This is a genomic window from Algoriphagus ratkowskyi (assembly GCF_002150505.1).
Classification (GTDB): domain Bacteria; phylum Bacteroidota; class Bacteroidia; order Cytophagales; family Cyclobacteriaceae; genus Algoriphagus; species Algoriphagus ratkowskyi.
The window spans coordinates 89443-102635 of sequence record NZ_MSSV01000018.1 but is presented as its reverse complement, the minus strand read 5'-3'; the positions used below and the strand labels follow the sequence as shown (position 1 = coordinate 102635).

The 13193-nt window shown below is 40.5% G+C and carries 9 protein-coding genes; 4 read left to right on the top strand and 5 right to left on the bottom strand.

The annotated features are described in order from the left end of the window. Positions 1-191: 191 nt before the first annotated feature. The 5 genes from BVH02_RS17065 to BVH02_RS17045 all read right to left on the bottom strand — a co-directional run bounded on the left by BVH02_RS17065 (position 192) and on the right by BVH02_RS17045 (position 8380). Complete coding sequence (locus BVH02_RS17065) at positions 192-1448, bottom strand: DEAD/DEAH box helicase (protein WP_394363994.1); 1257 nt, start codon at positions 1446-1448, stop codon at positions 192-194. Between the two features lie 122 nt (positions 1449-1570). Next, positions 1571-1939, bottom strand: coding sequence for a DUF2116 family Zn-ribbon domain-containing protein (locus tag BVH02_RS17060; RefSeq protein ID WP_086502677.1), 369 nt, complete (start codon positions 1937-1939; stop codon positions 1571-1573). Positions 1940-2021: 82 nt separating this feature from the next. Beyond that, positions 2022-4685 (bottom strand): PQQ-dependent sugar dehydrogenase, encoded by a 2664-nt coding sequence (locus tag BVH02_RS17055; RefSeq protein ID WP_086502676.1) that lies wholly within the window; start codon positions 4683-4685, stop codon positions 2022-2024. A gap of 270 nt (positions 4686-4955) precedes the next feature. Next, on the bottom strand, positions 4956-7382 hold the full coding sequence (locus tag BVH02_RS17050; protein WP_086502675.1) for an ABC transporter permease: 2427 nt from the start codon (positions 7380-7382) through the stop codon (positions 4956-4958). Positions 7383-7804: 422 nt separating this feature from the next. Further along, entirely contained in the window at positions 7805-8380 is a 576-nt protein-coding gene (locus BVH02_RS17045) for a hypothetical protein (protein ID WP_086502674.1), read from the bottom strand. A 204-nt stretch (positions 8381-8584) separates the two neighbouring features. Between BVH02_RS17045 and BVH02_RS17040 the strand changes: the two genes are divergently transcribed. From BVH02_RS17040 to BVH02_RS17025, 4 genes are all read left to right on the top strand, one after another. After that, positions 8585-8872 carry a hypothetical protein gene (locus BVH02_RS17040; protein WP_191278353.1) on the top strand — a complete coding sequence of 96 codons (288 nt, stop codon included), beginning with the start codon at positions 8585-8587 and terminating at the stop codon, positions 8870-8872. 88 nt (positions 8873-8960) lie between these two features. Continuing rightward, on the top strand, positions 8961-12083 hold the full coding sequence (locus BVH02_RS17035) for an Eco57I restriction-modification methylase domain-containing protein (protein WP_086502673.1): 3123 nt from the start codon (positions 8961-8963) through the stop codon (positions 12081-12083). Beyond that, on the top strand, positions 12080-12595 hold the full coding sequence (locus BVH02_RS17030; RefSeq protein WP_086502672.1) for a hypothetical protein: 516 nt from the start codon (positions 12080-12082) through the stop codon (positions 12593-12595). Before BVH02_RS17035 ends, BVH02_RS17030 begins: the two co-directional genes overlap by 4 nt. Then, positions 12592-13173, top strand: a complete 582-nt coding sequence (locus BVH02_RS17025) for a hypothetical protein (RefSeq protein WP_086502671.1) — start codon at positions 12592-12594, stop codon at positions 13171-13173. Before BVH02_RS17030 ends, BVH02_RS17025 begins: the two co-directional genes overlap by 4 nt. Positions 13174-13193: the final 20 nt, after the last annotated feature.

Below are 13193 nucleotides of genomic sequence, written 5' to 3'. Positions count from 1 at the left end.
TCAATTCAGGACAAGTCAAGTGATACAAATCCCCCTTGCCCCCTTTGAAAAGGGGGAGTCGCGTCAGTTGAACTTCAACCATTTTCGCAAAGTGTTTACAGGAAATCATATGAGTACTAAATCTGACGACTGAGACTGAACTCTGATCAATTAGACTGACCCCGATCGCTATCGGGACCGATCACTAAAACCTAATTCGCTTCCTCGATCTTTACTTTCACTTTTTTCACCCGCTCGTTCTTCAATTTTGGCATCAGCTTTTGCACCAGATTACTTTTCACGGCTACATAGGAAGCAAAATCCATGATAGTAATCAATCCGATTTCTGCGCTTGTTAATTCGCCTTTTTTGGTCAGCATCCCTACAATATCTCCCTTACTCACTTTATCTTTTTTGCCTGCACTCACATAGAGGCAAGTCCATTCCTGAGGAACTGGTGGAACTAGCTTTTCGCCTACCTTAATTTCCTCGATAAATTCTTCCACATAATCTGGTCTTGACTCATCGTTTGCCAAAATCATATAAGACTGCCCTTCGGCATGCATCCTGGCTGTCCTACCATTTCTATGAATAAAAGCATCTTCCTTTGGAGGCAATTGGTAATGAACAATATGCTTGATCTCTGGAATATCCAAACCGCGTGAAGCTAGATCTGTAGCGATCAACAAATTGGTGACCTTGCTTCGGAATCTGATCAGGTTTTTCTCCCGATCTATTTGCTCCAAACCTCCATGAAGCACAGAGTGGAAATAATTATAGTCATTGAGTAAAATGCTCAGTCGATCGACAGCATCCCGGTGATTACAGAAAACGATACAGGATTCGTCCTGAAACCCTGCCACCAAACGCATCAGCATTTCTCCTTTTTCCTTACTAGAACTATGGACCACTTTAAGTTCCAACTTGGACTCGACCACATCTTTCAGAAAATTAACCGTGCGATGATCTATAAATGGTAGAAAATCAGGCAATCTTTTCAATACAGTCGCCGAGGTAAGCAAGTGTCTTTGCTGACCATCTAGCGCTCCAAAAATCACTTTCAACTGCTCATGAAATCCCATTTGAAGAGACTTGTCAAATTCATCCAATACGACCGTGTGGATAGTTTTTGGGTCAAAAGAACCTCTACCTATATGGTCAGCCAATCTTCCTGGCGTACCGATGATCACGGCTGGTGCTTCACCCAAACTATTTGATTCCAATTTGGAAGAGTGACCTCCGTAAACTGTACTCACTCTGAAGGGAGTTTTCATGCCTTTGAAAACCTGCTCTATCTGTATAGCCAATTCTCTGGAAGGCACAATAATCAGCGCCTGCACTTCACGTACATTTTCCTTGAGGGAATTTAAAAGTGGAATCAGAAAGGCTACAGTTTTACCTGAGCCCGTTGGTGATAAAAGTACGAGATGGGGATTTTTGGCTGCTCTGGAGATGAATTCGGTCTGCATTTCGTTGAGGCTATCAATCGAAAGGCTTTTAAGATACTGGGCGGTGGATTCTGTTTGTTTTTCTGACACCCGCAAAAGTACCAATTTACTGCGAGCTAAGTAGCCAAAATCATTGCTTAGCCCTAAACTTCCTTGCCTTTCACCACCAAAAACCAATCTCCTTCCAGCGCCAAATACCCATAGTCGTAGCAATAATGATAGATATTACCCTTTTTGGTTTCGTAGAGATGCGTGAAATACTTCAACTGAAACCCATCACGAAGCAAACGCTCTCGGGTGGTTTTCGCCATTTCCTCACCCGGGGGAATGATTTCTTCCAGGATATTCCTGTTCTTTTTCAGGCTGTGATTGACCCTTCGGATGTAATTGGTCGATAGTGCATTTTGCTGATTGTTAAAACTATTGCGGCATTGATCATCGCAGAATTTCTTGTCGATTCTGCCTTGAATCACATTCCCACAATTCAAACAGTGTTTTTTCTCTAGTGCCATATGCTAAAAAGTTTGATCTAATTTAACCGATTAGTTTGAAAAATAATCAATCAAACTAACCGGTTACAATTTTTCAATCTTCTCATCTCTGAAACTCCAGCGTATTCAGATTGAAGGTACCCCAGATCGAAATAGACTCATCCGTCACATACACGAAGTAGATATCCCCAAAGTAATCTGTGGCCGGAATAGTCATGGAAACATTAAACCATCCTTCTTGTGGACCTGATTTAGGTCTGGAATCCTTCGTTAGGATACCTGACTCTGCCAGCAACTTACCATCAGGAGATCCTGCTCTTACCTGAAGTTTACCCACAGTATTTCCAGGCATGATAGAAAGCGTGATATTCTTGATCTGATTGAGGTCAATATCTCTAAATAAAAGCCAGGATTCCGATGCAGTGAATTGCACATAGTACTCATCTACCGGATTTGCTCGCGCTACATTCTCAATGCCATCTGCACTGTAGGCAGAAACTGTGGTATTCCTCAATTTCAGCTGACTCGTGGTCTTGATCGCAGAAATGCCATTGGCTCCTTTATCTTCATAAGAAGCTTGAACCATATAAAAACCTTCTGGGTTTTCCGTGTTTTCAATCTGGTAATTCCCTGAAGCTGCTAATCCTGATACAGCATTTGGGTTGGCGATGCTCAGCACAAAATCAACCATCTGCCCTACTCTTTTCTCATCTAAGTGTGTATGTCCGGGCATGATTTGCTCACCCCAAACGCCCGAGCCACCATTCCTGACTTTATCGATCAGGTAGGATTTCGCATTCTTGTCCTTCTTGTATTTTTCAGAAACCGAAGTATAATCAGGCCCCACAGATTCATTGCTGATTCCATGACAAGCCTTACAACCCGCTTCATTGATGTAAGTCTCCCCTATGCTCAGCACCTCTTCCTGATGTCCCATCTCTATCAGATCGTACCCACCTTCCAGATAGTCTATTGTCACATTGACCTGAGCTGGATCGATCTCTCCATCTTCTTTATCGCTTGCAGTCACAGCATAGTTGTTCGCTTCCTTACCGAAATAGAAACTTCGATTTCCTTCCCATGCTATAGAAACGGACGGCGCTTCATTACCCACTTTTACTTCCAAAAATGACGTTGCTGCCTCACCTTGCAGGTCAGTGGCTGTCAATTTCACTTTATATACACCCGGTTTGTCAAAGGAATGCGATGGATTTTCTTCGGTAGAAGTCGCTCCATTTTCTCCAAATTCCCATAGAAAACTAACCTGATCATCTGTATCTAGATCTTGTGTTCCTGCTGAAGAGAAATTCACCGTCAAGGGTGCAGCACCCACTGTTTTGTCAGCTGAGAGTTTCACTTCAGGTTTTCTATTTCCTTCGGAAAAAACGATTCTATACAAACCAGAATCATCGTTATTAGCACGCCAAAATGTGCCATATTCCAATACATACAGCGAACCATCTTTCCCAAACTGCATATCCATCGGCTTCTCAAAATGAGTTTCCGGCATAAAGCGCTCCATTGTATCGTACTCAAAATTCTCCGTCAGACTAACCGTAAAAATCCAGTTTCGCATCCAGTCGTAGATAAACAACTTCTCATTGTAATAGCCTGGAAATCTAACTTCGGAAGCATCGTAGTCCTCTCTATAATAAACCTGCCCCGCCATGGAGTTTCTCCCGCCCTGACCGAGCATAGGAAACTCTTCCGACTCAGCATAAGGGTAGTAGATCAAAGCAGGTTTGGCTGCCGGCAGATCCTCCATCCCGGTATTATTGGGAGAAGTGTTCTTTATAGCATTTGGATCAAACTGAAACAAGCTTTCTCCGGTAGCAAAATCATATTTCCAATAGGCATTATTATTCCCTACAAAATATGGCCAGCCATAGTATCCAGGTCCTGTCGCCACGTTGATTTCATCGTAGCCTCTTGGACCACGACCTTCTTTATCCTCCGAACCATCTGGCCCCACTTCACCCCAATACAAATTGCCGTTATGACTGTCTATTGAATACCTAAATGGGTTTCGATTTCCTTTTACATAGATTTCAGGACGGGTTTTCGGCGTGCCTACTGGAAATAAATTTCCTTCAGGAATAGAATATCCACCTTCTGGATTTGGTTTGATACGAAGAATCGATCCACGCAAATCATTGGTATTACCCGAACTTCTCTGCGCATCCACATTTTTAGGTTGATCCTGACGCTCATCGATTGGATTGAAATTACTCGATTCAAAAGGCGTAGAATCATCACCTATTCCCAAGTACAAATTTCCCTGAGCATCAAATTCCAATGCACCAGCAGAATGACAACATCCACGAAATAGATCCACATCCAGGATTTTCACTTCAGAGGCTAGGTCTAGCTTATTGTCAACAAAATCAAATCTTGAAATCCTATTTTTGATAGGCTCAGAAGCTGGAGCGTAATAGAGATACAACCAGTTATTTTTCGAAAAATCCGGATCCTTAGCCATTCCCATCAGGCCATCTTCCCGCTCAGGAAACACATCCACCTCTCCAACAACGATTGTCTTTCCTGATTCTTCCTGATAAAGTTTCAGCAGACCATGTCGCTCGATGATCAGAACATCTCCATTGTCCAAAACCTCGATCTCCATAGGCTCATTGAAATTCCCCGCAAGAGGGATTTTCGTGAATCTCGATTCATCAGGTTTTTCGGTAGCAAAGAGGTCTTCCTGCTTGTTCTCACAACTCCAAAAACTCAAACTACAAACTGCAAATACTAGCAGGTACTTTCTCATAGGGCTCACTAAATTTCATTCAAGCCCTGAAGGTAAAGAAATCTGAAAAACACTAGCCAAGAATATGATCAAAGGTCATGATTGTGGTTGTAGGCTGGATAGCTGAAGCTTATGGAAGAGAGAGAGAGAGAGAGAGAGAGAGTGAAGTTCACATCATGAGATTGATTCGTATCTCCTATCTCTATTCTCTCTATCTCTCGTCTCTTTATCTCTAGTCTCTTTATCTCTATTCTCTCTATCTCTAGTCTCTTTATCTCTCGTCTCTTATCTTTATTCGCTCTTCAAGGCCTTCACAGGATTCGCCCGTATGCTCTTATAAGTCTGAAAGAAAATCGTAGCCAAGGCCAATCCGAAGCAAGCCACAATTGCCATCACAATCACCCAAATTTCAATCCCTGTCTTATATGCAAAATCCTCCAACCAGCGCTGCATAAACACCGTCGCGAGCGGCACAGCGATCAGCATGGATATCAGAATCAATTTGAAATAGGAAGCTGAAAGCATCATAAATATCTCAGGCATGGTAGCCCCGAAGACCTTCCGGATTCCAATTTCCTTGTTTCTTAACTCCGTAGTGTAAGCCGTCAAACCAAATAAACCCAGACAGGCAATCAAAATCGAAATCCCTGTCAAGACCTGAAGCAGGTTTGCCATTTTCATCTCAGACTCATACACTCTACCGAAATCCTCATCCAAGAAGCTGTAATTCATCGGAACTCTAGGTTCAAATTTCTTCCAAGCCACATTCAGCTCATCCACTCCTGCTTCGATATTTCCACCTTGGATTTTCACCGAAATGTAATCCCGAAGGAAGTAATCGTTCATGTATTCAATCACCAGCGGTTTGATCTCATTTCGAAAGGATTCAAAATTAAAATCTTCAACCAAACCTATCACTTCCAGTGTAGCCTCGTCATTTTCACCGGCATTTTTGATGATCAACTGCCCAACTGCATCACCCGAAATCCCGAGCTGCTTAGCTGCAGTCTCATTCATGACCACTTTGTTTTGATCTGCACCTGATGTCTCTCCAAAGTTTCGCCCCTCCAGCAGTTTAAATTGATAGGTATCCAAATAGGAAGCGTCGCCTTCATACCAATTCATCCCTTGTTCGAGTTCACTGGTCGGAAGCTTAAAAGAGCGCATCTGAAATTGCCCAGACATGGGAATTCCGGTGGAAAAGCTCAGGGATTGTACATTGGTGCTGTATGCAAAATGACCTTTGAAGTCTTCACGCTGAGAGTTTTGAATTTCACCGTCATTATGGATTATCACTAACTGATCCCGTTCGAAACCCGGATCTGAATTTTGGATAAAGCTCATCTGCCGCTGAACAAGCAAGGTGCAGATGATCAAAGTAAGTGAAGTAGCAAACTGGAAGACTACCAATCCATTCCTGAAACTATGGCTGTTTTTCCCTACAGATAATTGCCTTGTAATGATCTGAAGTGGCTTGAAGGAGGAAAGGTAAAAAGCTGGGTAGAATCCCGAAAGTAGCGTAAGAATAATGATCAATGCTGGAAACATCCACAAAATCATGCTGTTTTGCAAGAGGTCAAACTGTAGATTTTTACCAGTTAGCTGATTGAAAAGCCCATTGGAAAGCGACACTACCAATAGAGAAAGTACCACGCTAATCAAAACAAGGATCAATGCCTCGACAAGAAACTGGTAAACTAACTGGGATTTTTGCGATCCCATCACTTTCCGCACGCCTACCTCCATGGAGCGAAGCCCAGCTTTGGCGGTAGCCAAATTCATAAAATTGATACAAGCCAAGAGCAGCACGAATTCCGCAACGAGTGAAAAAATATAGATGTAACTCTGGTAGCCGTTTGCCTCATGCTCCCGAAGCAAGTGTGAGTTCAGATGAATATCCTGCACAGGCATGACTTGCAGATTGTAATCCGAATTCTCATCCTCGCCATCCATCGTAGGGATAGCATAAGCCGCGACCATCTGATCCAACTTTTCAGTGACTACCTGCTGTTTTTCCTTAGGGAATTTCGCATAGGTATGAAGAATAGACCAAGACCAGTTTTCGGAGTCAAAAATCTCTGCATTCATCCCAGGCTCATAGACCAGCATATCAAAATGAAAATGCGATTGAGCTGGAATATCCTCTACCACTCCAGCGATCTGCTTAGGATCAGGGTTATTGCTCCCCATGAAAATGGTCTTGCCGATCATCTCATAAGGAGAGACATCACCAAAGTACTTATGCCCCAAGCTTTCCGTGATAACCACATTACGAGCATCTGCAAGAGCCTTATCCTTATTTCCCGCGAGCAAATTGAGATCAAAAACGGCAAAGAAATTTGGCTCGGCATAGAACACATGTTCCTCTCGGAAGACCTGATCTTTATTATTCCCAGAACCAGGTTGAATCGTGAAATCATTCCATTTCAGCACCCGCGTGACAGCTTCCACTTTAGGAATATCCGCTTGAATCCTCGGACCGAGTGAAGGTGGCGCAGTTGCATAACTCGCCGTGCTGTAATCTCCCCAGTGCGAAGTAATCCTAAAAACCGATTCGGAATCTGGATAGAAGCGATCGTAATTCACCTCATCCTGTATAAAAATCATAATCATCAAAAACCCGGAAATCCCCATCGTCAGCCCCAGCACATTGAGAACTGTGTAGAGTCTGTTTTTCTTCAAAACTCTCCAGCCGATTTTAAGGTAGTTTTTCCACATTTTTTTCTAGACTTATATGATTCTTACTAATTTCTGAACTTCTACATTCATCATTCGACGTTCTACATTCATTATTATTTGTAGTTCGCCACCTTCCTATTTTAAGGTTTGCTTCATTGAACGATCGAAGCAATCTGATCGTGATATTAAGAAACAGCATAAGTCAATCCTTCGACTGTTTCAATGACGCAATGATCACACAATTACGTCCTATACAATCCCACTTTTATGCCATCCAAAAACCCTCGGAACGGGTGTACCAGATAGGAAAAACACTTTTAATAAAAAATCTATCGAACAATTTTGTTCGCTTGCGGTCGATAATGATTGAGAATTAGAAAAATACGAAGATTGATTTTCTGGTTTTTGGTAACTTGTTTCGGTTTGGTCTGTGTCCCCCAGACCAAGTGAAGAACAAAAAACTAACCACCCAATCTTCGCATCACAACTGCATCAATTATTTCGAAAAGCTGCTTGGGGTGACGAGTTCGCCAACTCATATCATCTAGCTTACCTCCCATGACCAAGTATCGGTCTATACCAAACCTGCTCATTTCAGACAAGACATGATCACGCAAGTTTAGCATGACAATCCAGCCGTCTTCTAATTCATCTTGCCATTCGTCGTAGTAATCATCAGCTTCCAGATCGCCGTGGAAGTTGAGCACATTCTCACAAATCAGAATGTATTTGTTGATGCCCTCTTCTATCATCAATTCAATGATATTTCTCTTCAAAGTCATTATATCATTGTTCAGCAGGTCATTCCACTCACCCATCAATTCGATTACAGCAAAACCATGCTGATAGTCTGCATAGATTACTTTCAGAAAAAGCGTCTCCGATTCCATGCTATCCCACTGCGGGTGAATCAGAAAATTGTAGATGGAATCCGTAAAATGAACTTCACTGTTTTGATATTCAAAAAACGGAGATTGAGGATCTTCTGCAGCGATGTAAAGATTTCTCCAGTTAAAGTATGGCTCAAGCGTATGCATGGTTGTTAAACAGATCTGACTTAGGCAAAGTTGCAGTGGGTATATACCATTTGCACCCCATGATCTGTGTTTATAACCGTGGTCTGTAAGAACAGCTCGAGATGGAGCACTTCCAATCCCGTCATTGCGAAGGGCATCATGACACCAAATTCATCCCTATCCACCTCGCTCTGAAGCAATCTCATCAAGATTTCAAAAATCAGATTGCTTCTCTGCCTGTGGAGGATCTCAATTAAATCAGAAAGTATTCATCCAAAGCGTGAGTACTTAGATGATAGTCTTAAAGAAGGTCATGGGATTGTAACGGGGGATTTCTTAGGAAACGGCACCGTTCAAATCGTGGCTGGATGCCGAACGCCAAATGAAGCGGGAGATATAGGAATCAAACTATACGAGCTCATAAACGAGAACTACACCGAATTCAAAGCCCATTGGATCGATCAAAACGGCATGGCAACCGAATGTCAGACTGCTGCCGATCTCAATGGATAACCTGAAGGCATTAGGAATTAAAAAAACTGCTTTTCGTTTTCAGGGTAAATGATATCTTTAGGAATCAATTTTTATCAATTACCCGAAGATGCCTCTTTTTCAAAGTTCCGTTCTCAAAAAATACAGTTCTGCTCAAGATCAATCCTTGATCACCACTGCCTACGACGCTTATAAAACTTATTTCTATAACCCACTGATTCAGGAAAATATCCGAAACTCTAAAGAAGAGCAGTTTCAGGAAGGGTTTCTGAGGGAAATGTTTGTGAATATTCTGGGCTATACGATCAACCCCAATCCGGAATACAACCTGACCACGGAGCTAAAGAATATAAAGGATGCCAAGAAAACCGATGGGGCAATCTTAAAAGATGGAAAGGCCTTGGCGGTGATCGAACTGAAAGGAACGGATACCAAAGACCTAGACAAGATTAGGGATCAGGCATTTAATTATAAAAACAACCAGCCTGAATGTGTTTTTGTGATTACCAGCAACTTTGAAAAACTGCGATTCTACATCCACAATGCGGTCGATCATGAGGAATTCCACCTATTTACCCTAAGTCGTGAGCGCTTCGAACTTCTCTGGCTCCTATTGGAAAAGGAAAATCTGCTCAATAGAATTCCTGAGAAGATCAAAACCGAATCCCTACTTGTAGAGGAGCAGGTCACCAAGAAACTCTACTCAGATTACTCCTCCTTCAAGCAGGATCTTTGGCAGGATATGGTTATCAAAAATCCTGAGGTGGACGAATTGCTGCTCTATAAGAAAAGCCAGAAGCTGCTGGATCGCTTTCTCTTTATCTTCTTTGCGGAGGACAAAGGACTGCTCCCACCAAATAGCATCTCCGAGATTGCCAAGCAGTGGGAGAAGCTAGCCGAACTGGACGAGTACCGTCCGCTCTATGATCGCTTCAAAAAGTACTTCGGCTACATGAACAGCGGCAGGGCCATCCCTGGAAAAGCCGAAATCCATGCGTATAATGGAGGTTTATTTGCGCCAGACCCTTTGCTGGATGGCTTGCTGATAGACGATCAACTGCTCAAAAAACACACCATCAAGCTCTCTGAGTATGATTTCGATACCGAGGTAGATACCAATATCCTCGGGCATATCTTCGAGCATAGCTTAAATGATATAGAGAATGTCCGTGCCCATCTTGCGGGAGAGCAAGTGGACAAATCCAAAACCAAGCGCAAGAAAGACGGGGTGTTTTACACTCCCAAATACATCACCAAGTACATCGTGGACAATACCGTGGGCAAGCTCTGCGCGGAAAAGAAAGCCGAGGTCAAGCTGGTCGATGAGGAATTCGGAGAAGGGAAAAAGTCTAAGAAGAAACGTGCCGACCTGAAAGATAAACTCGACAGCTACCGCAACTGGCTACTCGAAATAACCATCTGTGATCCTGCCTGTGGATCGGGGGCATTCCTCAACCAAGCGCTGGAGTTTCTCATGGCCGAGCATCGTTACCTGGACGAACTCGAATCCCTGCTTTTCGGTACGCCTATGGTGCTACCCAATGTGGAAAACCACATTCTGGAGCGCAATATCTTCGGAGTAGATATCAACGAGGAATCCGTGGAGATCGCCCGACTTTCCCTATGGCTACGCACTGCCAAGAAAGGCAGAAAACTCAGCAGCCTAAGTTCTAATATCAAAGTAGGAAACAGCCTGATCGATGATCCCGAAGTAGCAGGTGACTTGGCATTCCACTGGGAAGCTGAATTCCCTCAGGTATTTACCAAAGGAGGTTTTGATGCGGTGATTGGGAATCCGCCTTATGTTAATATTAATACATTACCTGATATTCATGATTATTTGAAAATCAAATACTCGGAAATCCATACTGGTTATAATGATTTAATGTACTATTTTATATACAAAGGAATAGATATTATTAATGATTCAGGGACTTATGGTGTAATTACTTCCAATTATTTTTTAGGGAATGATTATGCAGATAAACTTCGTCTATTCTTGAATAAGCATTTAGAAATTATAGTGAATTTTGAAAAAGAGCTGGTTTTTGAAGATGCTAATGTTCATACTACATTAGTTTTTGCTAAGAAAATTACAAAGACTGAATTTATGCAGTTTTACACATATAATGATAATGAGTCATTGAAGTTGGTTGATCTAGTAAATGGATATACATTTTGTGAATTAGAGAGAGTAAACCAATCAAACAAGTGGGTAATTGCAAATAGTGTAAATCAGATAATAATTAATAAAATACATATAGACTCAAAGTTTCTAGGTGATATTTGCGAGATAGAAAAGGGATCCACTTCAGGCAAAAATAGTGTTTTCACAATAGATTATGAATATGCAGAAATGGCTCATTTTGAAAATGAACTTTTACGCAAAAATGTAAAAAATGGTGACATAAACAGGTATTCTTTTGTTGAACGAGGAAACTACCTAATATATACTGATAACAATACAGAGTTGGAAAACTTTCCAAATATCAATTTCTATTTGAATCAATTTAAAGATGAATTATCTTCTCGTAATGAGGCTGCTAAGGGAATTTATTCATGGTTTAGGCTTGAAAGACCAAGAGATAAAGCTCTCTTTGATTCTCATGAAAAATTAATAGTACCTTACAGAGCGGTAAATAATCGGTTTGCCTATGATAATCAACAATTTTTTAATGACGGAGGTGACATACGTATTTTGGTTCTAAAAGCAAATGTAGAATTCTCAATGAAATATTTGTTAGCGTTATTAAATTCTAAATTACTGGATTGGTTTTATGGGTTTATAGGAAAATCAAAAGGTGCTTCTCGTGAATATTTCAACAAACCTCTTTCAGAAATACCAATAAAGATTGTATCTGCAAATCAACAAGGAAATATAATTGAATTGGTAGATTCAATAATGGATGTTATTGATCAGAAACAAAAGGGTGAATCATCATTTATTAACCTAATTCAATCCAAATTCTCGATAGAAAAACCATCTACCAAACTACAGCACTGGCCGGACTTGGATTTCAAGGGATTCTTGGGAGAGCTGAAGAAAGCCAAGGTGAAGTTGAGTCTAGGCGAAGAAGCCGAATGGATGGCTTACTTCACCGAACAAAAACAAAAAGCCCTCGCTCTCCAATCCGAAATCAACCGCATCGATGCAGAAATCGATCAATTGGTGTATGAGTTATATGGATTGACAGAGGAGGAGATTAGGATTGTAGAAGGGGGTGAAGGATGAAAAAGCTAAAACAATATTTTTGGGATAATATTATCGCCGTATTAAGTTGGCTAGGAATTGGTCTAATTCTAATAGTTATTTTCTTACCCTGCATTTTACCAGCAGGAAAAGAATTTGAAGCTATTATAGGAGTATTAATTTTTTATTTTGGAATTTTGTATAATATTTTAACCTATAAAATCTCTGCTGATAAATTCTCAAAAGAATTGTTCAATGAGTTTAATAAAAGGTTTGATGATATGAATGAGAATTTAAATAGAATCGTGAAAGGGGAATACTTTTATTTCGCTCATAAGCTTTTTTCATTAGAGGATGTAATTATTGATTATATGAATCTTTGTGCTGAGGAATGCTATTGGTATAAAAAAGGTAGGGTTGATAATGTAGTGTGGGAGTCTTGGAAAAAAGGCATGATTCACTATTTAAAAGACCCTGCTTTTAAAGCTGTTGTAGATGATCAAAGAAAAGAGAAAGATTCGTATTATGGATTATACGAGGAGCTGGGTTTATGAAAAATAAAATTATAATTATTTTATCTATATTGATTGGGTTTGTTTTAGTTTATTTTCTGTTTACGGATAGGTTTAATTTATATATAATTGATAAAAGTGTAGAAAATTATGTTGAAGACAGGTTATTTATTAAGAGTTTAGATGTAAAAGACTTAGAGATTATTTCGGTTAGTAGTGCAAGGTGGAGAGAAAGTAAGCTCGATACTTTTGAGATGGGTAGAACATTGAAACTAATTGAATTGAATGAAGAAAAGTTGAAATTTTATCAAAAAGAATATTTTAAACTTTTTTACGAAAAAGGAAATCAAGAAAACATCACTATTTATAATAATAGGATTGATAATGCAAGGGTCGAAATTTTAAAGCTTGAAGAAGAACTGAATAGGATAAAGGCAATTGATCGATCGGTAATTAATAAACTTCAGTACGTTCAGTATTACCGGATCAAATTCAGCATAATTAATATTAATATCAATTTTCTAGATACCAATTATTTTTTAGTAGATGAAAATAAATTTTTAATTCTTGATACTGATTTTATAGATGATCTTGATAATATTATTCCTAGCGGTTATTGAAAAGGAAGACCACTCCGTGG

Bases quoted from the DNA above. Each gene is read 5' to 3' on its own strand.
- BVH02_RS17065 (WP_394363994.1), bottom strand. From the start codon at position 1,448: ATGCAGACCGAATTCATCTCCAGAGCAGCCAAAAATCCCCATCTCGTA.
- BVH02_RS17060 (WP_086502677.1), bottom strand. From the start codon at position 1,939: ATGGCACTAGAGAAAAAACACTGTTTGAATTGTGGGAATGTGATTCAA.
- BVH02_RS17055 (WP_086502676.1), bottom strand. From the start codon at position 4,685: ATGAGAAAGTACCTGCTAGTATTTGCAGTTTGTAGTTTGAGTTTTTGG.
- BVH02_RS17050 (WP_086502675.1), bottom strand. From the start codon at position 7,382: ATGTGGAAAAACTACCTTAAAATCGGCTGGAGAGTTTTGAAGAAAAAC.
- BVH02_RS17045 (WP_086502674.1), bottom strand. From the start codon at position 8,380: ATGCATACGCTTGAGCCATACTTTAACTGGAGAAATCTTTACATCGCT.
- BVH02_RS17035 (WP_086502673.1), top strand. From the start codon at position 8,961: ATGCCTCTTTTTCAAAGTTCCGTTCTCAAAAAATACAGTTCTGCTCAA.
- BVH02_RS17030 (WP_086502672.1), top strand. From the start codon at position 12,080: ATGAAAAAGCTAAAACAATATTTTTGGGATAATATTATCGCCGTATTA.
- BVH02_RS17025 (WP_086502671.1), top strand. From the start codon at position 12,592: ATGAAAAATAAAATTATAATTATTTTATCTATATTGATTGGGTTTGTT.